At 64.5% G+C, this 23217-nt stretch carries 18 protein-coding genes; 4 read left to right on the top strand and 14 right to left on the bottom strand.

Annotated elements, in window-relative coordinates; all coding sequences use genetic code 11:
• The first annotated feature begins 78 nt into the window (after positions 1–78).
• Entirely contained in the window at positions 79–1326 is a 1248-nt protein-coding gene (locus ACWDXS_RS29540; RefSeq protein WP_449970690.1) for a sigma-70 family RNA polymerase sigma factor, read from the top strand.
• Positions 1327–1470: 144 nt separating this feature from the next.
• On the opposite strand, the gene ACWDXS_RS29535 is transcribed toward ACWDXS_RS29540, so the two are convergent.
• The 3 genes from ACWDXS_RS29535 to argS form a co-directional block, all read right to left on the bottom strand.
• Positions 1471–3303 carry a DNA/RNA helicase domain-containing protein gene (locus ACWDXS_RS29535; protein ID WP_449970687.1) on the bottom strand — a complete coding sequence of 611 codons (1833 nt, stop codon included), beginning with the start codon at positions 3301–3303 and terminating at the stop codon, positions 1471–1473.
• A 420-nt stretch (positions 3304–3723) separates the two neighbouring features.
• Positions 3724–4416 (bottom strand): guanitoxin biosynthesis heme-dependent pre-guanitoxin N-hydroxylase GntA, encoded by a 693-nt coding sequence (gntA, locus tag ACWDXS_RS29530; RefSeq protein ID WP_449970684.1) that lies wholly within the window; start codon positions 4414–4416, stop codon positions 3724–3726.
• 369 nt (positions 4417–4785) lie between these two features.
• On the bottom strand, positions 4786–6552 hold the full coding sequence (gene argS / locus ACWDXS_RS29525) for an arginine--tRNA ligase (protein ID WP_449970681.1): 1767 nt from the start codon (positions 6550–6552) through the stop codon (positions 4786–4788).
• Between the two features lie 909 nt (positions 6553–7461).
• On the opposite strand from argS, the gene ACWDXS_RS29520 reads away from it, so the two are divergent.
• A complete protein-coding gene (locus tag ACWDXS_RS29520; RefSeq protein ID WP_449970679.1) occupies positions 7462–8169 on the top strand; it encodes a phosphoribosylanthranilate isomerase in 708 nt (235 codons plus the stop codon).
• Here ACWDXS_RS29520 and ACWDXS_RS29515 read toward each other — a convergent pair.
• Positions 8114–8953 carry an EamA family transporter gene (locus tag ACWDXS_RS29515; protein WP_379313726.1) on the bottom strand — a complete coding sequence of 280 codons (840 nt, stop codon included), beginning with the start codon at positions 8951–8953 and terminating at the stop codon, positions 8114–8116. The two genes, ACWDXS_RS29520 and ACWDXS_RS29515, sit on opposite strands and share 56 nt — an antisense overlap.
• Positions 8954–8994: 41 nt before the next feature.
• Positions 8995–10329, bottom strand: coding sequence for a hypothetical protein (locus ACWDXS_RS29510; RefSeq protein WP_378992421.1), 1335 nt, complete (start codon positions 10327–10329; stop codon positions 8995–8997).
• Positions 10330–10515: 186 nt separating this feature from the next.
• On the opposite strand from ACWDXS_RS29510, the gene ACWDXS_RS29505 reads away from it, so the two are divergent.
• A complete protein-coding gene (locus ACWDXS_RS29505) occupies positions 10516–11613 on the top strand; it encodes a WD40/YVTN/BNR-like repeat-containing protein (protein WP_449970675.1) in 1098 nt (365 codons plus the stop codon).
• Between the two features lie 4 nt (positions 11614–11617).
• Positions 11618–11890, top strand: a complete 273-nt coding sequence (locus ACWDXS_RS29500; RefSeq protein ID WP_449970672.1) for a MoaD/ThiS family protein — start codon at positions 11618–11620, stop codon at positions 11888–11890.
• Positions 11891–11921: 31 nt separating this feature from the next.
• Here ACWDXS_RS29500 and ACWDXS_RS29495 read toward each other — a convergent pair whose 3' ends face one another.
• The 9 genes from ACWDXS_RS29495 to ACWDXS_RS29455 all read right to left on the bottom strand — a co-directional run bounded on the left by ACWDXS_RS29495 (position 11922) and on the right by ACWDXS_RS29455 (position 23212).
• On the bottom strand, positions 11922–13298 hold the full coding sequence (locus ACWDXS_RS29495; protein ID WP_449970669.1) for a DoxX family protein: 1377 nt from the start codon (positions 13296–13298) through the stop codon (positions 11922–11924).
• Positions 13299–13404: 106 nt separating this feature from the next.
• The gene (locus tag ACWDXS_RS29490) at positions 13405–13893 is read right to left on the bottom strand and encodes a hypothetical protein (protein ID WP_449970666.1); all 489 of its coding nucleotides are present in this window, start codon (positions 13891–13893) and stop codon (positions 13405–13407) included.
• Between the two features lie 34 nt (positions 13894–13927).
• The gene (locus ACWDXS_RS29485; protein WP_449970663.1) at positions 13928–14245 is read right to left on the bottom strand and encodes a DUF1056 family protein; all 318 of its coding nucleotides are present in this window, start codon (positions 14243–14245) and stop codon (positions 13928–13930) included.
• Between the two features lie 76 nt (positions 14246–14321).
• Complete coding sequence (locus tag ACWDXS_RS29480) at positions 14322–15596, bottom strand: DUF4407 domain-containing protein (RefSeq protein WP_449970869.1); 1275 nt, start codon at positions 15594–15596, stop codon at positions 14322–14324.
• Between the two features lie 139 nt (positions 15597–15735).
• On the bottom strand, positions 15736–16608 hold the full coding sequence (locus tag ACWDXS_RS29475) for a hypothetical protein (RefSeq protein ID WP_449970660.1): 873 nt from the start codon (positions 16606–16608) through the stop codon (positions 15736–15738).
• Complete coding sequence (locus tag ACWDXS_RS29470; RefSeq protein ID WP_449970657.1) at positions 16605–17843, bottom strand: hypothetical protein; 1239 nt, start codon at positions 17841–17843, stop codon at positions 16605–16607. The genes ACWDXS_RS29475 and ACWDXS_RS29470 overlap by 4 nt, the downstream gene beginning before the upstream one ends.
• Positions 17830–20310: a hypothetical protein gene (locus ACWDXS_RS29465; protein ID WP_449970654.1), complete on the bottom strand. Its 2481-nt coding sequence runs from the start codon at positions 20308–20310 to the stop codon at positions 17830–17832. The genes ACWDXS_RS29470 and ACWDXS_RS29465 overlap by 14 nt, the downstream gene beginning before the upstream one ends.
• The gene (locus ACWDXS_RS29460) at positions 20307–21392 is read right to left on the bottom strand and encodes a hypothetical protein (protein WP_449970651.1); all 1086 of its coding nucleotides are present in this window, start codon (positions 21390–21392) and stop codon (positions 20307–20309) included. The genes ACWDXS_RS29465 and ACWDXS_RS29460 overlap by 4 nt, the downstream gene beginning before the upstream one ends.
• Entirely contained in the window at positions 21389–23212 is a 1824-nt protein-coding gene (locus ACWDXS_RS29455) for a hypothetical protein (protein ID WP_449970648.1), read from the bottom strand. The genes ACWDXS_RS29460 and ACWDXS_RS29455 overlap by 4 nt, the downstream gene beginning before the upstream one ends.
• Positions 23213–23217: the final 5 nt, after the last annotated feature.

Here is a 23217-nt window from a genome sequence, read left to right as displayed (position 1 = left end):
ACAGGTTTGGCTGCAGCGTAATCCTGCCGCACGGAAGTGCCGAGCGCAGCGTATTGGTGTCGCCCAGAGGAGTCCTGAATGGACATTGAGTACGTACGTCGCGTGCTCGTCCGGCTCCAGCCCTTCGTCAAGGAGCATGTGATTCGACGCTCTCGCATCGAGCGCGTGCTGGGGACCCTGCGGACACCGCCCGAAGACATCGCAGCCGAGGTCGATCGACTCCTCGTCAAGGCGGGCATCAAGATAGAAGAGGACGGCGCACCCGCGCCGACCGAGCCCGAGATGCGCGAAAACATACTAACCGGTCCGGAGTTCGATATCGAGCCGGATAATTCGGCAGCGGCCGGTCCGGGACATAGCTCGGATCCTGTGGCAGCCGCTCGCCGGCGGATCCTGGCCGATCGACACGTCCCCGCCGCGAAACGTGCCCGTGTGCTGCTTCGGTCCGAGGAGGAAGTAGGCCTTGCCATTCTGGTGAGAGGGGAGGCGGGCGAACCGCTGGAGCAGGGCGACTTCGCCAAGTTGACCGGCGAATCACGGGAAGCCGCGATCTGCCTGCTACTCCATAACCAGGGTCTGGTGCGCTCAGTCGCTAAGCACTACGCGCCTACTGGCATGACTTCCGAAGACCTGTTTCAGCACGGCATGACAGGACTTATCCGTGCCGTGGAACTGTTCGATCCTAACAGGGGCTTCAAGTTTTCGACATACTCCATGAACTGGGTGCGCCAATCCATCACACGCGCCATCGCCAATGAGTCGCGCATGATCCGAATTCCTGTGCACTTGTTTGAGCGCGTGCAGAAGGTCTGGCTGACCCGTCCGCGTTTGACGGTCGACGGCGAGGAACCGTCTATTCACCAGCTGGCATTGGCTTGCGAGCTAACCGATGCCCAAGTGACCGAATGCCTGTTGCTCGGGCGCCATGACATCCTTTCGCTTGACAGCCCGATCGTGCATGAGGGTGAGGCCACGCTCGGCGAGCTCTTCGAGAGCGCTGACCCGTACGCCGACCCCGAGCTTGAGATTGTGTTCGCCCTCCTTCAATCTCATCTCGCGGCTGTACTCGAGTCCGTCAGCGAACGGGAAGCGAGCGTGGTATCTATGCGCTTCGGCCTCTCGGATGATTCACCGAAGACGCTTGATGAAATTGGGAAGATCCTCGGCGTGACGCGAGAAAGGATTCGCCAGATCGAAAGAAAGGCGCTGACCCACCTACGGGACCCGTCACGGAGCCAGATTCTTCGGGCGTATCTGTATGACACCGACGATCTGCCGACCCGCAAGCAGCCGCTCGACGAGGAGCTCAAAGAAGACGGTGGATGAAATACAGCGGCCCCGCTACAAGTCAGCACCCTGCTGCAGGTAGGGAAAGAGTGGCAGCGAATCCCCGTGGCCCGCGATCTCGGCCGACAGCTTTGATTCGAGATAGCGCGGCACCGAACGCGATTGGCCCTAGGAGCGACCTCGCTACACCGGTGACCTCGGCACCAGATCCGCGAGGAACTGCTGAGTCTCCTCGTCCGTGGAGTAGATGACAACGCCCCGCATAGCGCGCGTGAGCAAGACCTTGTAGACGTTACGAATCAGCTCGTTGAACTGATCGTCGAAGAGCTTCTTCGCCTTTAAAGGCTTGTCCAGGTTGGCATCCCGCACGCTGATGAAACGTCCACCGCGAACCACCAGGTCGGGGCCGATGATGACACCAGCCCAGTCGTATTCGAAACCTTGCGCGGTGTAGACGCAGCCAACTTGCCCGAAACCGGCGGGGTCGGTCGCCCAATATGCGCTCGGCGGAACCCCGTTGAGTGCCCGTTCCGCTCTGGAATTCCACGGCATCGACCACGCACCGATGGTTACGTCATCGACGAGACTACCGTCGTCGTTCGGATCGCTCCACGGCCAGCAATACCCCGCCGTGATGCGCGCAGACTCCCCCGCGTCGTTCTTCGCACGGAGGAAGTCCTGCATCTCCTGCGGTGACTGCGCGACCCGAACCTCGAAGTTCTGCTCATCGCGCCAGGGGGTCGGGCCACCGACCCGCAGTTCGAGCAAACGACGCACCCACTCGTCGTACACCTCACTACCACCGCAACGGAATTGTCCCTCCAGCGCGACGATGTGCACCGGATATCCCGCACGGGTCGCGTGGGTGCGGATCTCGTTCACGGTACCAACCTCATCCGGTCGCACAACCTGATGTTCGTCCAGCAGAAACACCGACACGTTGGCGGCGGCGATGAGTTCATCGATCTGTGGCCGATCCGTCCGCTTGTCCTTCTTGGTGAAGCGGTTCGTCGACACCGCACGGACGCGGTGCGCTTCATCGCAGATCAGAACCTGGAGCTGATTCGGCCGGTAGTCCGCGAAGGTTCGGTAGTACTGGAATAGTTTCTTCAGCGCGGTGGAACCTACCGCCGGATACTTGCGGAGGGACTTGGTGAACGCGCTCGACCCGGTTGCATGCTGGACCTGATATCCCTCTCGGTTCAGCTCCGCAAGTAGCTTCACCGCGATCAGACTCTTGCCGCTGCCCGGACCACCCGTCACGATCACGACGCTCTTCGGATGTTGCTCGTGCGCCAGCCGCACTTGCTCGATCACCCGCTGGTACGCGAGCTCCTGATTGTCGAGGAGCGAATTCTCAGTGGCCTGACGTAGTTCCGACGCAGTAAGGCTCAACAGGTTCGGGCGAGCCAGAATCTTGCTGTCCAACAACCGTTTAGCGGGCCCGATGTCTGGAGTGGGGGCAAGTCGGTCGGCCAGGAACTTTTGAAACGCGTCACGCCGTTCGCCCGTGAACAGCCGGCCGAACTGGTCAGGTTGTCGTGCCCGCAAAGTGCTGATCGAGTTCTCGGTGGCGTTGTGCAGGAACACGGCGCCGTGAACATCCTGCGGGCGACCATGTAGCACCTCTACATACTGTGTGAGGTATTTGCAGTACCCACGCACCTGATCGATCGGATGAAGCTCCTCGTCGCGGACGCCGCTCGCCCGCACGATGCGATCGCTGTTGAAGGCCAACTCGGCCCTGTCCCATTGCTTGAGCTCGACAACCACGTAGGTGTCTACCCCGGTCCGTGGATTGACTCCGGCGAGAACCACATCCGCCCGCGCAGTCGACTCCGGCAGTCGGAATTCGATCAGCATCTCGATCTCGCCCAGGCCGACTTCCTGTAGGTCCCTGGCAATCTCAGGAAGACTCGCTTCCCACGACCGAGTCCGGGAGTTTCGCTGCCCCAGCTTCCATCGCTGACCCTCCAGGATTTCGTCGACGAGCACTGCCTCCAGAGACCAGTTCATTACCTCTACAGCAGTTGTCCGCAGAACCCTGTCCACCATGCCAAATCCCCCTGGCAGCACGAAACCTCGTGCAGCAGGGGCATGTCCGCGCAGCGGAAGCCCGTCGGGCCGCAACCTAACGACCAAGAGCGTATCGCACCCATCACACGAAATCGGCGCCGCGTGATCCTGGAGCCCGTGCAGCGGCAGAAGCATTCCGGCCATCCACTTGCCCACGTAGCTCCCCTGAAACACCGCTCTTCCGCCACGTCGGGCAGCGCCACAGCCGCCCCGTCGCAGACCCTGCCCCGCAGGGCACGATCACGGAAACTGCCACCACAGCCACCAAATCACTGTCTCCGGCGATCGGTCGACCCAAACGTTCCGCCCAAACGTTGTAGTGACCTTCCCATCTCCCAGCACCGCTCGCGTCGGACCAGGTCAGGGTCGCTGAGCGCCTGTCAGCTCACGTTCCGACACCGCGACGCGGGCGGAGAATGGGCACCGCCAATCAGCAGGTTTGGGGCGGCCGGAGTAGCGGCGCGCTTCGGAAGACGTCTCGTACTCCATCAGGTTCGGGTTGATATCACCCTGCAGCATGATGTCCTGCTTGCGGATCTTGTCCGCCAAGCGGTCCCACATGCCCTCCGCTTTGATCCGTGCGAATTGTTCGTGGGAGTTGAACGCCAGCATTGGAAACGGAGGACGGCGGCCGAACCGCTGATGCGTCTCGTGTAGTCCGATCACGAAGAAGGGATGACCGGCGACGCTGTACTTGAACTCACTCGACTGCGGATCGGAAGAGCCCCCGGCCGTCCAGCCGAAGCGTGCCGAGTCTGCCTCGTGCAGCAGTTGCAGGTGCTGCCACAACAAGTCTTCGAAGCGCAGCTCATCCACACCCCGAGGCTGTTCGAAGGTCGCGATGAAGCTGGTGAACGTGCGAGCACTCCAGTCCGCGGCACCGACGAACTCCGCGAGATCCGCGGCCATCAGCCGCGCTGACTCTTCGCTGCCCATCACGTCGTAGTGGCGATGGGCGATGCCGCCCTGACGCCAGGCGGAGCGGCCCGCCAGACAGGCGAACCGGTCGCCGAGCAGGAAGTTCTCCAGTTGAGCTCGCGCCTCTGTCGTCAACGCCGGTGATCCTTCCGAACATCCGTCCTCGGCCGAGCGGGTGAGCTTCGATCCACTCGGCGAATGCAGACACCTCCACCGTGCCGCGCGGCTGATCCTGTCAGTCGACCAGCAGGATACGCGAATCGCGCGAATCATGGTTAACAACGGTTTGCCCGCTCGAAGGCCGAAACCGGCGGCTACCTGTGTCGCAGATCATGCCCCGTTGCCCACAGCGCCAGGTCGCGGTACGCGAACTGATCTGCGACACCATCTAAATCTCGGTGAAGAAGTACGAGGACCAGCAAATAGCCCAAGCGCAGGCAACGAACGCGTTGGGCAACGGCTACTGATCCACGCCGTCCGCTGACCAGTCCCCCGACGGGCAGGTCACATCCGCTGCGGTGCCGTGATCCCCAACTGCCCCAGTCCGATCTCCAGGGTCCGGGCAGTCAACTGGCACAACGTGATTCGGTTCGAACGTATCGGTTCGTCAGCAGCGAGGACCGGACACGAGTCGTAGAAGCTGGTGTAGGCGCGGGCCAGTTCGTAGAGGTAGCCCGCCAGCCGGTGTGGCTCCAACGTGTCGGCCACCTCGACGAGGACGGTCCCGTAGCCGTCTAGGCATAAAGCGAGTTCCCGCTCGGCTGGTTCCATCGGCCCGTCGATGTCCACGACCGTCGGGATCGTGGCCTCGGCTTTGCGCAGGATCGAGCAGACCCGCGCGTGGGCATACTGCAGGTACACGCCGGTGTTGCCGTTGAGCGTGGTCATGCGGTCCGGGTCGAAGGTGTAGTCCTTGACCCTCGATGTCGACAGATCCGCGTACTTCACCGCACCGATTCCCGCCTGCTCGGCGATCGCATCGAGCTCGGCAGACGACAGGTCCGGGTTCTTCTCGGCGACCACCACACGCGCACGCCCGACAGCTTCGTCGAGCAGGTCCATCAACCGAACCGTCCCGCCCGCACGGGTTTTGAACGGTTTGCCGTCCGGCCCGAGGATGGTGCCGTAAGCGACATGAGAAACTTCGATCGCCTCGGTGAGCCAGCCGGCCCGCCGTGCCGCTTCGAATACCAGCTGGAAATGCAGAGCCTGCCGCGAGTCGGTGACATACAGCAGCCGGTCGGCGTGCAGTGAGGTGATGCGGTACCGGATGGTGGCCAGGTCGGTGCTGTCGTAGCCGTAGCCACCGTCGCGTTTGCGGACCATCAGGACCGCCGGCTGATCATCGGGTCCTTTGACCTGTTCGGACAGCACGACGACCGCACCGTCACTCTCGACCGCGACGCCCTTGTCCAGCAGCTCGGAGACGGTATCGGCGAGCTTGTCGTTGTAGAACGACTCACCGAAGTAGTCGTCCGGAGTGAGCAGCACACCGAGCCGGTCGTAGATCGCGCCGAACGCCTTCTCGGACTCCGCGACGATCTCCCGCCAACGGGACACCGTGTCAGGGTCACCGGCTTGCAGGGCAACCACACGAGTCCTGGCCCGGTCCGCAAAGCCTGAATCCGAGTCGAATTGTTTCCTGGCCGCCTTGTACAGGCTGTCGAGCGCCGACACCGAGCTGGTTTCCCTATCGAGTTCCTCTGTATGCCAGGGAGATTCGGGGTGCTCGTCGATGTATTGGATGAGCATGCCGAACTGTGTTCCCCAGTCACCCAGGTGGTTCGCGCGGACGACATCGGCGCCGAGGAACCCGAAGACCCGGGCCAGACTGTCACCGATGATGGTGGTCCGCAGGTGCCCGACGTGCATTTCCTTCGCCACGTTCGGCGCCGAGTAGTCGATGACGACCCGTTGCCCGTCTTCGGTGGTGGGGACGCCGAGCCGGTCATCGGCCAGGCGCGCTGCGACGGATTGCCACACCACTGTATCGGCCAGGGTGATGTTCAAGAACCCTGGGCCTGACACTTGTACATCAGCGATCACACCATCGGCGAGATCGATCTGAGTGACGAGCTCAGCGCCGAGCTTCGTCGGCGGGATACCGACCCGCTTCGCCAACGGCAGCGCGGCATTGGATTGGAAATCCGCGCGATCGGAACGTCGCACTACCGGGTCCGCATCCGCCGCTTCCGGACGGACTCGGGCGATCGCCTCCGACACAGCGGCAGCGACACGTCCGAGCAGCGGCACAACACCGGCAGAGCTCACCTTGGGTTCCTTTCGCGTGGATGGTGAACTCATTGTCCCAAGCACATCAAGCGGAATATCGGCCGCGACTCAGCAGATCGCGCCTCCCTGCACTGAGGGTGGACGGGCAGCAGGCTCGGTAGCAAGCACAAGTCACCCACAGACGTACGCTGACCTGCGAAGTCCAACGCTTTCCAGAAGGGTGTGCTGATGACCGTCACTGCTGGCCGGTTCGCTGTCGGATTGATTGCCGCGGCCACACTGGCGTTGGCAGGATGTGACGGCAACCCGCCGACGACAACACCTACGGGGTCGGTGTCGCCGACGACGGCGTCCGCGCCCTTGTCCGAGGGGCCCGCTGCGTCGACGTCGTCGACCCGCCTCCCAGAAACCACCACCCCGACCACTTCGGCTGAGTTGACACCGCACGCCGCACCAGCACCACCCGCATCCTCACCCGCGATCCAGCAATCAGAGCCGACCTTCTTGTATTGCGAGAACGGCACCGCGATATATAGCGATCAGTCGTACGTAGTCGGGGACCCACGCTGTCCACAGCCCACCGCTAACGAAGACCCGCACGGTCGCGACTACCAGTGTGATGCGCAAGGAACCAACTGCACCTACCCCGATGGCTCTCCGGTCCCGGGTTATCGGCGGTGCGGCACACAGTGTGGTGAAGCACCGACTTCTGGTGAGGTTCAACGCAAGTGGATGGAATGCATCGCTGTGAAATCGGTAGAGCAATGTCGAGCGGAGCAGTGAGGAGTCGTCGATAAATCGCTGCGCCCGTTCCAGAGCCCATACCTCTGGGACGAGGAAGAACAGCTAACAGACCTGCGCCCCGCCGTGTATCTGCGAGACCGCATCTACTGTGACCAGACCCTCCGTACCCCACCCATGAAGCACCTTGATACTAGGGTTGACCATATGGAAAAACGCGTCCAGGTGAAGATCTGTGGTATCAGGTCCGAACTCGACCTCGCTGCGGCGTTGAGTGCTCGGCCCGATGCCGTGGGGTTCATCTCTGGCATCACGCACTTCAGCGAGGACGCGCTCACGCCGGAGCAGGCCGCCGCCCTGTCCGCGCAGGTATCGAGCCGAGTCGGCGCACGCTCGGTGAAACGTGTGCTGGTCACCCACCTCGAAGACGCTGACGCGATTTTGCAGCTTGCGCAGACGGTCGATGTCGAGGCTATCCAGGTGCACGGCTTGGTGAATCGAGCCAATTTGCGAAAGGTGTACGAGCACAGGGGCAATCGCGAGATCCTGCGGGCGGTTCATGTCACCGACGAGGGCGTTTTCTCCGCCGTCGAGGATGTCGCCAAGTATTGCGACGTTATCCTTCTGGACTCGCGCACGCCCAGCCGTCTCGGGGGAACCGGGCAGACACACGACTGGAACATCAGCAAGAAGATCGTCGAAGCGATGGCCGGGCGCAAGGATGTGGCATTGGCCGGTGGGCTCACCCCGGACAACGTCGGTAGGGCAATCGACCTCGTGCAGCCCTATGGTGTGGACGTCAACACCGGCGTCGACGACGCCGGGGGCAACAAGTCCAAGGCGGCATGTGCTGAATTCGTCAAAGCCGCGACCCGGGAGCTCGCCTCGACTTGTCGTCCAGCACAACAGCACTGAGCACCAGCGCCCCGCCGATCACCGCACCCACTGTGATCGGCGTGTTCGTGAAGATCGCACTCACCACGGCCGCGAAAACGGCTTCGTTGAGTCCGATGATGCTCGCAGTTGTCGCGTCCAGACCTCGTAGGCCCAACCAATAGAGGCAGAAACCCGGTCCGAGCAGCAGCGCCCCGACCAGGACGAGCGATCCGGCGGTCCGAGCGTCCGGTGGATCGGTCAGGATCAGTCCGCCGCCGAGCACACTGGCCACCACCAACTGCCATCCCGCCGACGCGATCGTCGGTCGCTGTGCCGACTCCCGGGCGATGAGGCTGACCAGCAGCGCGACACACACCGCGCTACCGACCGCGAGGACACAGCCCAACAGCGCTCTGTCCATACCGATTTCAGCCGAGCTGCCCGGTACCGCCACTGCCACCGCGGCACCGACCAGCACGAACTCGACGCCGACGAGCACCGTCGGTCGGCGCCGCCCGCGCACTATCTCGGCGGCGAGCAACAGCAATGGCGCGATCAGATGCAACGCCACCACCACAGGCAACGGTCCGCATTTCAACGCTGCGACGAACAGCAGCAAGTTGGCTGCCTCGAGCGCGCCCAATCGCACATAGAGGCCGGGCGACTCCAGCAGTGTTCGAATCGGACCTTGGCGGCGTGCACCCGCGACGAGGAGCAAAGTCACCCCGCCCCCGGCAGCGACCAGCGCCGAGGAGGCGAGGGAACCCTCGAGCGCCGCCAGCGCGGCGCTCGACATGCCCCACACGAAGGTCGCCGCGAGCATGATCCACGGCGACGATCGTGTGAGCGATGACCGGACTGCGGTCAAAAAATGTAGGTCACGATAGGCAGCACCACAGCAGTGAACCCGCCGAAGACGCCCGCCGCAATAGCCCGCTGGGAGAAGTTGGGGAATCGGCTGGTCAGCCAGGCGAGTGTGCCGAACGCGAGCACGAAGGTGCCCCACACGATCAAGCCACCCGCGGCAGCACGCTCAGGGAGCGGGGCCTCCTCGGCCAGGCCCGCCTTCAACAGGGCTCCGAGCCCTACGATCGTCAATCCGGCGGCCGATGCCAGCACGAACATCGCGAAGCCCACATGGCTGTTCATCACCAGCCGGCGTGACCCCCATTCGGTCACCACCCGGCCATCGCTGTGGTGCGCGCCGTCGACCTGACAGATCAGATCGAAAACCCTGCCGGGGTTGACGGTTTCGGCAACCGCGGTTCGCGCGTGCACCATGGCCTCGACGGCCAGGGTCGTCGAGTATGCGGTGATGAACCCCTCGCTCGATGTCCGGAATCCGCCGCGACTCGGTAGTTGCTGAGTCATCACCTGCAAATCGAACAACGCGGTCAACGCCGCACGGACCGCCGGGTGAAAGATCAGTGTGCCATCGGCGACCAGCACGGCACCGACTGCCGCATGCAGCCCGAGGTGGGTCCAGATGTGGGCGACATCGCCGCGCAGGAAATGCTCGTCCCCGTTGCAGTTGGCACCGCTGGCGAGCCCGTCGAGCATCCGTTCGATCGCCAGCTCGGATGCCCGCCGCGCCCGCCTGCCGCCCACCGACGCGTACTCGGGACGGGCCAGCACCGTGGCGATGTGTGCCGCCGAGTACAGCGGTTCGGCGCGGACGTCGTCGGACAGCATCGTCAGCGCCAGAAAGGTCACGCCGCGCAGTGTCGCCCGCGCTACTTCCACGTCGTCGGCCGCGTACGGGGCGAGTGCGTGCATCGCGGCAGTCGTCGCGGTCAGGGACACGGGGCCGACAGATCCGGACATCCGATACCCGCCCGATTCGGCATCTTGTTCCTGGATCAACGTCCTGATGCACTCGCGGACGTCGGAATCGGCGTCGGCCACCCCGAGGCAGTGCATCGCCCGCAGTTGCCACGCGATATCGATCGGACCCGTGAACTCCCCCGCACCCGCGGTGGGCGGCACGATCATCTGCCGACGTACCAGATGCAGCACCTCGGCTGCCCGCGGAACGGGAATGCCTGCCGCGGTCAGCGCGCACACCACCTCCGCGGTGTTCTGCGGATTCGGCGGCACATCATGGACCCAGCCCCAGCCTGCCCCGCCCGCGCCATCAGAGAATTGGTAACGCTCGAACCACTCGACCGCCAGTCTCATGCGTTCATCGAGATTGGACATGTCCCCACCTAACCGATCTGTGTCGAACCCATTCCAGCCCAGGTTCTTTCACTTACTAGATGCTCCCAGATGCCCATTGAGTTCACGAGCACCGTGGCGAACGACCTATGAACCCGCAGGTCCTGTCGGTGGGGCGGCGTAGTGTCACGCATATCGGCGTTGCGGGTGACCAACCGGAGGTTCGCGATGGACGTGCTGCTCGGGATCGGAACACGTAAGGGTTTGTTCTTGGCTCGTAGCCGGGATGGGCGGGCCAGTTGGACGGTGGCGCCGCCGCAGTTCCCGGTGGCTGATGTGAAGGCGTTGGCGATTGATACCCGGCGGGGGACGCCACGGGTGCTTGCCGGGGTGTTGAACAGTCATTTCGGGCCCACATTGGTGGTCAGTGATGATCTCGGGGAGACGTGGAGCGAGCCGGATGACGCGCCACTGGCATTTCCCGAGGACACCGGGGCCGCGCTGGGCGGTGTGTGGCAGATTGCGCCTGCTACCGATGTTGAGCCGGATGTGGTGTACGCGGGTGTCGAGCCGTCTGCCTTATTCCGGTCGGCTGATCGTGGCCGGACGTTCGAGCTGGTCAGAGGGTTGTGGGACCATCCCCATCGGCCGCAGTGGGAACCGGGTGGTGGTGGGTTGGCCTTGCATACTGTGCTGCCGCATCCGGTCGATACACAGCGGATGGCGGTGGCCATGTCCACCGGTGGGGTTTATCAGACTGCCGACGGCGGCGAATCGTGGACGCCGACGAACAAGGGTGTCACCGCGGACTTCATGCCCGGCCAGTTGCCGGAATGGGGGCAGTGCGTGCACAAGGTCGCTCTCGATGCCGAGTCGCCGAGCACTATGTATTTGCAGAACCACGGTGGGGTGTTCAGGAGCACCGATGCGGGTGTGAGCTGGCAGGCGATAGACGGTGGGTTACCGCCGTCGAATTTCGGCTTCCCGATCGTCGCGCATCCGCGTAAGCCGGGGGTGATCTACACCTTCCCGCTGGTGGCGGATATGGATCGCTTCCGCTTTCCGCCCGATGCGGTCTGCGCGGTGTATCGCAGTGCGGACGGCGGCGAGACGTGGTCGAAGCTGAACGACGGCCTCCCCGAGGTCCCGTTCTGGGCTGCGGTCATGCGCGATGCCATGTGCGCCGACAATGCCGACCCGACCGGCATCTATTTCGGCACTCGCAACGGCGAAGTGTATTGCAGCGCAGACGAAGGCGACCATTGGCGGCTCGTGGCCGACAAGCTGCCCGACGTGCTGTGCGTGCGCGCCGCGGTCATCGGATAGCGCGATGGCTCGCCTCTGCCTGCCCTCCATGCTCCGCACCTATGTCGACGGCGCCAAGGAACTCGATGTCGACGGTGCGACCCTGCAACAGGTCCTCGATGCGCTGCGCGAACGATCACCCGGTTTGGAGCGCCGTCTCCGCGATGAACGCGGGGTTTTGCGCCGGTACGTGAACTTCTATATCGACGGTGACGAATGCCGTCTTCTCGACGGCCAGGACACCGCTGTCGGCGCACGTACCGAGGTGATGATCATCCCGTCGGTTGCCGGCGGATGAAGCCTATTCCATTGGGGTGCAATGAATCCTGCTACCGGTAATAGGGCGCTGGCTGCACCCAATGGAACCCCCGCGAAACAGCCGGAAACTGCGCCAGGTCGACCTGGTCCAGCTGCATTCGTATCGGACGCCCACCGAGGATGCCCTCCAGAATCAGCCGATCCGATTGTGGCTGTACATAACTGAATGTCGCGAGCTTCCATTGGTGCGCCGTGTCTTTCGACAGCGTGAGGGTGTGCTGGTCGGTGTCGATTCGGGCGGGGAAGGAGACCAGTGAATCGTCCAGCCGCTGCACGGTCATGCCCTGGGGGATATCGAAGATGATGCGGCGGAATCGTTCGGTGGCGCTCGGCATTGTGCTGTTGGACGGTGATCGGCGGAAGTCGACCAGTGCGGGCACCTGCTCGCCCGCGATCGAGTACTCGGTGACGTTCCAGATGCCGTAGAGCGGCGACTTGGGCCGTGCGTTGCCGTAGGTGTGCCAGCCGTCGTATGCCTCGACGGTCGTGGCACCGAGCAGCCACACTCCCATCAGCACCTGGGCTGCCCGCAGTATTCGGTTGCCACGCGCAGTGGACAGCAAGGGTGTCGACGTTCGAGCTACGACGGTGCGGCCGAGTAGGGCCCGAACGATCCGGATCACATCAGGTGCGGCCAATACTGTTGCGTACAAGAACAATTGCAGGGCAAACAGCTTCACCGGCACATCGAACGTGAGATTCATCAGGAGCACCTGCAACGCCACAATGACAGCAAGAACAGACCCGATCCCCGCGGTCACCGGCAGGATGAGAAGGAGCGCCGCAACAACTTCCGCCGCACCCAGTGCCATCTCATACGGCTCCGACAGCGACGACTGCGCCCACAGCACCGCCATCGGGCTCATCTGACCGAACGGTTCGACCAATCGCTCGAGATTGAACGACATCTGCGACGGCAGCACCTTGATCATCCCGTACAGCAAAAGGGCGCTCGCCAGGGAGATACGCAACAGCAACCGGAACCACTCATACAGTCGCGTGTAGTTCGGGCGGCGCCGGTCGAAGACCGACCAGGCGGCGGTCACCGGCACGGCAACCAGGAGCAGGGTGAAAACAGCCACCCATTTCGCCGCGGTGTCTCCGCTACCGGTGACCGTGTAATCGATGGGTACACCGAAGATCTGGGTGCCGACCCAATCGGTGAGCGGATGCAACGCCGTCCATTCGGCGACCTCGCTCACCATCTCCTGTGGCACACCGAGGGTGCGCAGCAGCGCGTGCAGCAGCCACACCCCCGCCATCCCGACACCGACAACGATGAACCCGAACCGGAAGAGCACGCGGACCGCCGGATGCCACCGCGCCACAGCCTCCCGCTCTATGCCATCGACCTCGGGCTCCCGCTGAGCCAACACCCCTGTAACCATCCGTCACTCCTACGGTCGAAAGCCGTGCGGGTGAGACGCTATGGCAGCAGGCGTGTCTCGGAAATCCAGCAAAGTCGTTGCCCCGAATGCTCGGGGCGGCGCGTGGTTACCGCAGGAACGAGTCCACTCGGTTCGTCGCCGAATTTCCCATGCCCATGATTCGAAGTCCGACATAGCAGATGAACACAACCACGGCCACGGTCACCGTCAGGACCGACGCGGCTGCGACGACGGGCGCGATGGCGATCAGTGAAACGCCGAGGATGACACGGTGAACAATCACGGTCGGGGGGTCGAACCGGTTGAATCCCCTGGTTATGACGGCGTCGACGATCAGCGCCATCGCGCAGACGACGAGCAGTATCTGTTGTGCGAGTGGGTCGGGAAAGTGGGTGATCTTGGAGTAGAGGGATGCGGGGTCCAGCTGAGGCGCCAGCCAGATGTGCAGTCCGCTCGAGACGACGGAAACTACCAGCAGCCACCACGAAAAGGTACGACCACGATTTCGCCGGGGCGGCGGTGCAGCCGGGTAGTAGTGGTGGTTTTCCAGCCGCTGGTTCAGATCACCGCCGATATAGGCATGGGAGACTTCCATGCCCGGCAACCGAGGTTCGTGTGGGTGCGACATATCAACTGCCGCCCTGAGTCATGTTGAGATTGCCTTTGATCTTCACATCCTGGACAACCTGAGCAAGCGGATGCGCGCTGCCGATGTCGGCGGAGCCGTCGATTTCGGCGTTCCTCACCTGTTGCTCACTTCGCGGTGGCTCGCTCGGCGCGGCGGTGAGCCAAATCTGCACGATGAGACCGAGCACCAACAGCACCACACCGAAGGCGACCCACCCCGCCGTCCGGTTGTCGGTGAATATCGCAGTGGCGATGTTGACCACCGCCGCCACCACGACAGACGCCGCCGCACCGACAAGTCGTCGCCCGAATGCGTCCATGTCGACCTCCGAAATCCATAGTGCCCGACCTACCGGGCTCTCAGTGTTGTCGAAACCTGTTGGTATCGACGAAGAATCAGTCGTCGTATCGAATTCTTGGCGGACGCGGAATCGGTTGCGTCAGTGTGTTTTCGCCGAAATCGGGGGGCTGCGGTTGCCGGTGGGTTTGGGTAGGGGTTCGTGGTTCGGGTCGAAAACTGTCGCCGGGCACGGAATTCTGGGGCGGCACCCGATTCGATGCTCGCCGTGGCTCGTTCGCTGTCCATGGCGGCGTCAGATCCGCGTCCCCGACCAGGGCGCCACGCAATTCCGCTTCCGCGGCGCGTTCGGCTGCGAGCACCTTCGTATTGGAGGCCTGAGCGAACTCGCGACGGGCTTCGACCTCGGCATCCGCGTCGGCTTCGGCGCTCAGCTTCTCGTACAGCGTCGGCGGTCCGGTCAGCTGCATCAACTTCACCAGCACCGGAAGCAATTCCAGCGACAAGAAGAGCAGGAACAGCATGAGTTGGGCTCGCCCGAGGCTCGGCCTCGAATCACTGAGCGAGTCGAGCGCTTCGATTCTGGCGAGCAGTCCGTCACTGTTCGCCGAGCGGGAGCGGTAGTTGGCCATATCGCGCTCGCGATCGGCTATGAGTCCGTCCAATATAGGCTGACGGCGGCTGATCTCGGCTTGTGCCGCGATCGCGTCGGCGCCCGCGGTAGACGTTGCCTGCTCCTGCGCGGATTTCAAAGCAGCGTCGGCGATGCCGTATTCCCGTTGGGCCGCCTCCCGCCGGGCTGTCGCGGCAAGTGCGGCTGGCCCGTTCGCGCCTTCGACCATGCTTCCGCACGTACCCGCGATCTCGCAGGCCTCTGCATCCAACTTGACTTTGACGTCGTCCGATGCGGCATCGAGGCGCTGCTGCGCTTTCTGCACCGCCGGATTACTCGCGATAGCCCCGGGATCTGTTCGTGCCTTCATCCGCAGCTGGTCCAGCTCCTGCTGGAGCACCGTGATCGAGGCGTATTGGGTGTCGATGGAATCCTTGTAGTCCTGTTCCTTCTGCTGCTGCTGAACTTTGACCTCGGTGAGAATCTCCGACTCGAAAATGCGCAGCACCAACGGTGTCGAGATCACCGCGCCGAGCAACAACGCGAGCACCACCCGGGGTATCGCCGCATAGAGGTTGTTCCGAAACGACTTGTGCCGATGCATCCCGACGACGAGCAGTCGGTCGAGGTTGAGAATGACCACGCCCCAACCGATGCCGAGCAGAATGGCAGCCCACAACGGGGCGTGCACGGCCATCTGCAGTGCGAAGGCGGCCGAGACTGCTGCGACGGCAGCGGTGGTGAGAAGCACCCCGCCCATCGACAGATACTTGAATCGATCCGACGGCGCTCGCGCGAGAAGGTCCTCGCGAACACCGACCAGCGCTAGCAGCCATCGGCTGAACACTATGACACCTCTCGACCATAATTGTTGTGCACCAACGCATTTACTCGATCGACTACCACGACAACTCCGCCCGAGTGCCTGCACGGATCTCGTCGTAGCGGATCAAGGCTCGACCCAGCCCTTGGTCGGCGGACTCGAGTAGGGATTGCGCGTCGGCCAATGTCTCGCCGACACCGGCCAACACGCCGGCGTCGGCGACGCGGGACAGTCGGGCGAGCAGATCGCGGTCGACGTCGCAGTGCGCGGCCAACGCAGCGGTGCGCACCCGATGTTCGCCGCGTAGGACATCGACCTTGCGTTCCGCTTCGAGGTATTCGCGATTCAGGTCCGCCCACCGCGCTTCGAGTACGCGCAGCTCATCGATTGCCGCACTTGCCCGTTCGGTGAGCAACGCCTGGCACTGCGCGCTGAGCACCACGACGTTCTCGGCGGCATCGAGAACCGCCTGCTCCGCGCGCTCGGTGTCGGCGATCAACGCCTCGTTTCTGCCGAGCAGCTTTTGCTGCTGCTCCCGCAGTGCGGGTAGCTCTGCCGACAATGCGCGCAACCGGTCCAGCTCGGCGAGTCTGCGGGTGATCCGTTCGTGCTCGGCCCCGAGCGCGACCAACTCGTCCTCGGTCGAGCGCAGGGTGTCGTAGGTTCGCCGCGCGCCGGCGACTCGCTCGGCCGCCTCGGTCAGTGCCGCGGTCTTGCGGTCGAGCGTGCGCGCCACCGCCGGGCCGGCCAACGCCGCGTCGACCAACACCGGGATCTGCTCGACGAGCTCGTCCACTCGGGACAGCGCGTCGTCGACGGCGATCAAGAGGTCGAGCGTCGACGGGTCACTGCCGGGCACCGAGGCACCGGCCGCCACGACGGCGGCCATAGTTGCCGCGGACCCCGCGATCGCTTTCCCCAACGCCTGCAAAGTCGCGTAGTCGGTCATCGGTCACGACCTCCGGTCGGGTCGACCAGCACGGTCATCACAGCTCCAGAATCGTTGTCGCGCAAACATATCGCGCCGTACGGAGAACAGCGCGTCGCCACGGACACCCGATAGCGGCCGGGTGTCACAGCGATCGAGGCCTCGGTCACGGCGTCGAGCCATGGCCCCTGCTGTCCAGGCCGCACCCGAATCACAGACGAAGCCTCATACGTCTCGATGCATTCCAGCGCGATGGCGGTTCGTTCGGAGACCGGCGCGGGGAGAACGACCTGCTCGAGCAGTCCGTGAACGACACGGTGGGTTACCACACCGACCGCGTGCGGGTAAGCGCCGATGACGCCGACCACCCCCGACGCGATCCGCGCGGCGCCCAGTGCCACCGCGCCCGGTGCGACTTCCCGGACAGCGGCGACCACCGAGCGCAGCGCGACAACGACTGGGCCGAGGGCATTTCCACCGGTCACGATCAGTTCGGCCGGGCGCGGTACCGAGATCCGGTCGAGCAGTCGAGTGACCACCTCGGCGGCCACCTCCGCGACGGGCCGCAATGCGGCGGTGACCCTTGCCGCATCGATCGAGCCGCCGTGCGCACCCGGCAGGTAGACGGGGGTGTTTCGATAGGCCGGGAACTGCGCCGCCCGGTCGAGTACTCGCGTTGCGCGCCAGCGTCTTTCGGCCCGCTCCTCGTGGAGTGCGGCGACTTGTCGGCTACTCGGCAAGTCGAGCATCAAGGCGGTGGGTTCGACATCGCCGATCACCGCGGACTCGACCTCGAACACGCGCACTGTGTCGCCGTCCCGAACGAAGGCGGCCGCGTCGACAGTTCGCGCCCCGACATCGCAGACCAGCCCGACACCGTCGGAGTAGTCCTCGACGGAACCGGCAAGGCAGGCCGACTGTGAAACCGTTCGCACGGCACCGAATTCGGCTTCGAGTGCCGCGATCAGCCGCTCGGCCTGCGGTGTGGTGGCGACGGCGACGAGCGGCTCGTCGTCGCCGCGGACCATCCACTGGTCCGGGACCGCGACCACGAGCTCCGATCGCACAGTGTGGTGTGCTGCCGCTGATCGGGCGGTGGCGACAAGGTCACGCAACGTATGGACCTCTACCAGGTCGTCCTTCCACAAGGCACGCGGTGTCGGGATGTCCCACGGGTTACCGCTACCGACTGCGACTTTCGTGCGCACCGCGCCGATATCGACACCGATCGGCGCGAATCCGTCAGCGCGATCCACTCTTGCCTCTATCCGTCTTGCCCGTCACGAATACACCGACGCCCTTCTTGAACAGAGATTGGCCTTTCGTGTGCGGTTCGAGCAACTTCGTCACCTGCTTCGCGAGCTCGAGCTGTGCATTCGCCCGCACTGCCATCTCGTCGATAGCCGCCCGGTCGGTCGGTTTGCCACTCGGACCGATCCAACCGTCGACGATGGCTACGCCCAGCGAGTGCGGCTCCTTCACATGGCCCGCCAGCACTTCGGTCACCTGCGTCGCGAGGTCGAGCACCATCGATGGCGACTCACGGAACCAGCCGGCGGTCCGCAGCTTGGAGATCAGTTCCTGGACATGGACGCCCTGGACTGCGAGCCTCGCGAGAGTTTCGGCGACCTCTACCACCGAGGTCTGCACATGTAGCTTCTGCATCAAGATCTGACCACCGATCTGTTCGTCCCGTTCGAGCAATTCCAGCCACTGATCGATCGCGGGTTCGGCGAGCACGTGGAAGCCAACCTTGCCCATATCGGCGGCGATGGCGCGCCCGACACGATCGGCGCCGGCCGGATGGACGCCATGGGGATGGGTCAGGCGCCACAGGGCGTCGAGCACCGGCGAAGCTCCCGCGCCGGTCCATCCGACGTCGAGCCGCCCGACCACCCAATGGATGAGAGACTCGCGCTGGGACTCGGTCAGCGCGGCGCGCTCCGCGACCTCGATCAACTCGCGCCGATAGTCGCTGCCGGCGGCGAGCGAACGCCGCGGTGCCTGTCCTTGCCGATAGAGGACGAAGTCCACCGCCGCTTGGTGCCGCGGTTCGGAAATCTCCAGATCACGCAGCGAAGCAAGCAGTTTCGGTGGCAGTGCCGGGCCAGTGGCTCGCATCAAGGTCGGCAATGCCGAGTCCAGCACACTCGGCGCCTGTGCCGGATGGGTTCGCGCCACGATCTCGAGAACCTCACCGACGAGTTCTGGCCGGAAGCTCCACAACATGCCGAGGTCGGTCGGCGACGGGGCGCCGTCCAGCAGGGTGCGACGCAACGAATTACTGACCTGGAGCCAGACCGAGCCCGCCGGTGCCACCGAGTCCAGCTGTTCCGCCAGCGCCGCCATATGTGGAGCCCTGACGATATAGGCCTGCCGAGCAACCTCGACCGCCACTGACCCCGAGTCGACGATGAATGAGGCCAGCGCACCTTGCCATACCGGATCGCCTGCCAACTCGATGATCTCGTCGACGACCTCGGAGCTGGTCAGCGCACCCGGATCAGCCTTCCGCGCGTCCGACAAGGCATCGACGAGGAGGCGGTGGCAAGCACATTCCACCGCCAACGCGGCCAACCGCCGGACCGATTCCGCCGTCGGGACCGCGCACAGCCCGCGCGTCATCGCCGCGACGATCTCGGTGTCGGCGTAGCGCCACAGGCTGCTCAATATCGGCATATCGAGGACCAGGTCGGCGAGCGTCGCGATCCGCCCGTACGCGCCGATCACTACAGAGAGTTCGTCGTGGTTGTATTCGTGCAAGCCGACGAGCCCGAACCTGCGAATATCGGCTACGCGCACCGAGCCCGCTCGCGCACCGTCGAGCACGATACGTTTGAGGTCCATATCGTTCAGCGCGACCAGCGCGGCGTTCGCGGATCGTTCCCTGGTCGCAGTCTGCCTACTCAGATGCTGTGCCACCGCCTCGGCACCACCACGCACGTCCCGCAGGTGGACCAGTGTCCGGCGGTATTCCGCGGCGGTCGGGCTCAACGCGCGTCCCTCGATCGCACCGGTGCGCAGGTCGATCACCGCGTCGCCGGACCTGCCACCGCGCGCGAATGCCAGTCGCGGAGCGGGGTCGGCGGTGGCGTCCGACCAGGCCGCGGCAGACAGCCAAACCCTGGCGCCCGCGGGCAGGAGCTGCGCGATCGAGTCCAACACCGTCAACCTGGCGAGCAGGTCCGACGGACCACCTCGTAGCTTCACCGGACCGTCGAGTACCGCGGCTGCGGCGAGCAGTGCCGCCAGGTCGAGATCGGGATTCGCGTCTCGGCCGCGCGACACCTGGAGTCGTAGGTCGAGTCGCGCGCTCGCGCACGGGTCCGCTCCATCCGGCGCCAACGACGCATCGCGAACCGCGGTGTACAGGTCGGCCAGGCCACAGCCGCTGGCAAGCAACGGCTCGACCGGCACGTAGACGAAACGGTTGGTCGCGATGGGCCGGTTGGTGGCATCCACGTCATCGGTCCACTTGCGGATCACAGTCCCGAGGTACCGATCACCGTCGTCACCTTTCACCGGCATGAACCACACCCAGGGCAGCCCCGCCGGCCCACTCTCACTGGCCAGCGGAGAGTTGCCCGGACTGCGGGCCAGCACGTGTTGCTTCACATGGGCGGGCGGGCACGGGCCGCGACTCGAGGCAAGGATCGCGTAATCGCTGTGCGCGCCCGGCTGTTTGCTCACCACCGCCCAGCCTGCCGACAGGCTGGTCGTCATCGCGGATCCCGCAGACTCTCGTGCAACCAGATCAGCGGTTCCAGAACGTTGATCGGATGGACCTTGCCCCGGATTCGGGCACGCCCGTCTACCGGATCACGCTTCACATTGAAGGGGTCCTGCGATCGGAACAAACCGTCGGGCGCGTGAAATCCGACAGCCGACGTCACGAAGAACTCGATGTTCTTGTCGTCGAAGTACTTGGTCAGGCCCTCGTAGACGAGGTCCGCATTGCTGTGGTCGCTGCGGCACAGCCGATGGAAGAACTCCCGCGCCTGACCATTGCGAACGACCGGCGCGAACGGCGGGTTGGCGTCGCGGCCGGCGAAGCCACCGACATAGGCCGCTTTGTACACGGTCGGGTCATCGAACTTGGTGATGCAGACCGCGACCCGATGCGGCAGGCGCGATCCCGTGTAGGAGCTCTCCATCACCCTCGCCGCCAGCTGTTCCAGTACCGGGTGGAAATACGAGAACGAATCGCCCTGTCGCGCATCACGGTCGGGGTCGAAGAGGTAGACGATGCCCTGGCATTGCTGCAGGTGATCGAGCAACTTCTCGCGGTTGCCACCCGGTGTGTCGTATTCATCGGCGGAGTCGATCGCATCGATCGGACCATCGTCGGAGAACTCGAGATCGAGTAGGTCGTCATCGAGCCGGTCGGTGCGCGATTCGTGCTCGAAGTCGACGCCGGGAACGTCGAGCACATCGAGATAGAACTGATCGCGCTCCACCGACGGCACCGGCACCGGTGCCGGCCCGCCCCGAAACCGCCACGTCGGTTTCGGCGCAGGTGGCGCGGCGACCGCGCGCTCGCCCGTGAACTTGAACATCATGCTGCGGTGCCGTTCGGTCGCCGCCGGGAAGGTCTTCAGCTCGACCAGTTGTTTCGTCGACTCGGTGATGAACTCACTCGCCGTCGGGTCGGCGCCGTTCATCGTCCAGTTCCCGGGGAGTTTGCTGCGCAACGCGGCCAGATTCAGCGCGGCCAGATAGGTCGTCTTGCCGCTACCGGGCGGACCCCAGAGGCCGAGCCGGATCTGCGAGGGTGGCGGCGGCGTGTACGGGTCGGGACCTGTCATCGGTCGATCTCCTGCATCTTCTGCGTAGCCTTGATCGGAAAGTTCAGTGGGACAACATGTTCAGCGACTCGGGGAAAGAAGTCACCGACGATGTCGCGCGCCGTCACCGCGTCGAGCCGGCGGGGGCCTCGTGGTCGACCGAGCTGTTTCCACACCCGCTCGACCATGACACCGAACCGGCTGTTCGGGGCCAGCGACGCGGGTGGGTCCCATACCGCGTGCACTCGCACGTCGGCGCTGCGCAACCGCCTCAGACTCTGTTCCCAGTCGAAGTCGTTCGGACAGCTGCCGAGCGGGTCGACGTAGGGTGCTCGACTCCCGATGACCAGCAGCGATCGACTGACGTTCGGCGCCCACGGAAGCTTGGTCGCCGACGCCAACGCATCCTCCAAGGGCGCGACATCCGGCTCGATGATCTTCGACATCGGCAGTCCCTCGGCGATTTTCCCCGCGTCGTGCAGCGCGGTGAACCCTCGCCGATGGATGGCCTGCTCGCGCCGCCTGCTCAGGTGCTCGCGATAACCGAGCACCGCGACCCTGACCCCCGACGGATTCGGGTGCCGCGCCACGGTTTCGGCGATGACCTCCGCGATCAGCGCGCACCGGCGATCGACCGTCGATTCGCTGCCGGCCAGTTCGACCGCGAACACGACATCGGCCGATGCCTTCGATGGTTCGTATCTCGCCGGGATCGTCGCGAGCAAGGTCGGCCACTCGCTCGCCGCCACCTCCTCCCGATGCACCGCCGAAGCCACGTTCACCGTGACGACGCCGGGGCTCTCCAGAACGAACTCGACGGTCAGCTCGTGGCGCCCGGGGCAGCGGATGATGCTGAGCAGCGTGCGCTGCTCGAGTGGCAGATCGAGTTCATCGGCGATGACGGCGACGACGATCTCGCTCGCGCCGACCGGCAGCGTGAGTGACTGCGTGACCGGCCGGGTTTCGACAGCGACAGCACCCGCGGAGAACAGTCGGAGCAGGACGAAACCCGTATCGCCCGCGTCGTCCACATCCACGATGAACAGTCGATAGGCGACCGGCAAGGGCAGGTACGCCGAGCCTCGGCGGAGGAATTCGTCGCCGATCGGTTCGCCATGTACGCGGTGGGCGGTCGGCAGGAGGGCGACCACCGTGTCCACACCCGGCCACCCGAACAGGCGTTGCAGCACCACAACTCGCGAACCGTCGCCCGCCTGCGGTAGCAGCTGACGTGCCGCTTCGAGATCGAGCTCCACCGCGACCTGCCCCACCCCGACACCACCGGCCAACAGGAACAGGGCCTCCCCCGCCGATGACGGCAACATCGGAAACAGTGCGGTCCAGGGGATCTGACGGGATCGCCCCGCGAAAGCAAGCGCGCCGACGCCGTCGATCCGCACCGCGACGACGTGAAGACCGGTGGCCGACACGTCGACCACCGTGAGAGTGCGCGCACCGCTCGGCGCCTCGGCCAACCAGCCGAGCGCGGGCCCGAGGACATCCCACACCGGCATACTCTCGACCGCCCCCGAACGTGTTCGCGCGGCGTGTATCTCGTCGCTCGTCGGCGTGCCCCCACGAACGAACCCGACCAGCTCGGCAAGCAACGCGTCGTCTCCCGCGACCGGGAACCCGGCCCCGCGCGCGGCGGCGGCGAGATCGAAACGTCGAGTCGCCGTCGCCAGATCCTCATCGAACCGGCGCCGCCGATCCTCGGTGATACCGCCCAACCACGGACCCGCCACCATCTGCCAGCCACAGCCCGGACAGGTCGGCGCGTCCGCGCCCGAGCATCGGCACACCGGGCAACGCACCTCGACGGACTTCACCGTATTCGTCACCGCTG

This window comes from Nocardia sp. NPDC003183 (genome assembly GCF_053590715.1).
The sequence above is the reverse complement of the archived record's forward strand: the minus strand, read 5'-3'. Positions and strand labels throughout refer to the sequence as shown.

Bases quoted from the DNA above. Each gene is read 5' to 3' on its own strand.
- ACWDXS_RS29540 (WP_449970690.1), top strand. From the start codon at position 79: ATGGACATTGAGTACGTACGTCGCGTGCTCGTCCGGCTCCAGCCCTTC.
- ACWDXS_RS29535 (WP_449970687.1), bottom strand. From the start codon at position 3,303: ATGAACTGGTCTCTGGAGGCAGTGCTCGTCGACGAAATCCTGGAGGGT.
- ACWDXS_RS29520 (WP_449970679.1), top strand. From the start codon at position 7,462: ATGGAAAAACGCGTCCAGGTGAAGATCTGTGGTATCAGGTCCGAACTC.
- ACWDXS_RS29515 (WP_379313726.1), bottom strand. From the start codon at position 8,953: ATGCTCGCGGCGACCTTCGTGTGGGGCATGTCGAGCGCCGCGCTGGCG.
- ACWDXS_RS29510 (WP_378992421.1), bottom strand. From the start codon at position 10,329: ATGTCCAATCTCGATGAACGCATGAGACTGGCGGTCGAGTGGTTCGAG.
- ACWDXS_RS29505 (WP_449970675.1), top strand. From the start codon at position 10,516: ATGGACGTGCTGCTCGGGATCGGAACACGTAAGGGTTTGTTCTTGGCT.
- ACWDXS_RS29500 (WP_449970672.1), top strand. From the start codon at position 11,618: ATGGCTCGCCTCTGCCTGCCCTCCATGCTCCGCACCTATGTCGACGGC.
- ACWDXS_RS29495 (WP_449970669.1), bottom strand. From the start codon at position 13,298: ATGGTTACAGGGGTGTTGGCTCAGCGGGAGCCCGAGGTCGATGGCATA.
- ACWDXS_RS29490 (WP_449970666.1), bottom strand. From the start codon at position 13,893: ATGGAAGTCTCCCATGCCTATATCGGCGGTGATCTGAACCAGCGGCTG.
- ACWDXS_RS29485 (WP_449970663.1), bottom strand. From the start codon at position 14,245: ATGGACGCATTCGGGCGACGACTTGTCGGTGCGGCGGCGTCTGTCGTG.
- ACWDXS_RS29480 (WP_449970869.1), bottom strand. From the start codon at position 15,596: ATGGGCGGGGTGCTTCTCACCACCGCTGCCGTCGCAGCAGTCTCGGCC.
- ACWDXS_RS29475 (WP_449970660.1), bottom strand. From the start codon at position 16,608: ATGACCGACTACGCGACTTTGCAGGCGTTGGGGAAAGCGATCGCGGGG.
- ACWDXS_RS29465 (WP_449970654.1), bottom strand. From the start codon at position 20,310: ATGACGACCAGCCTGTCGGCAGGCTGGGCGGTGGTGAGCAAACAGCCG.
- ACWDXS_RS29460 (WP_449970651.1), bottom strand. From the start codon at position 21,392: ATGACAGGTCCCGACCCGTACACGCCGCCGCCACCCTCGCAGATCCGG.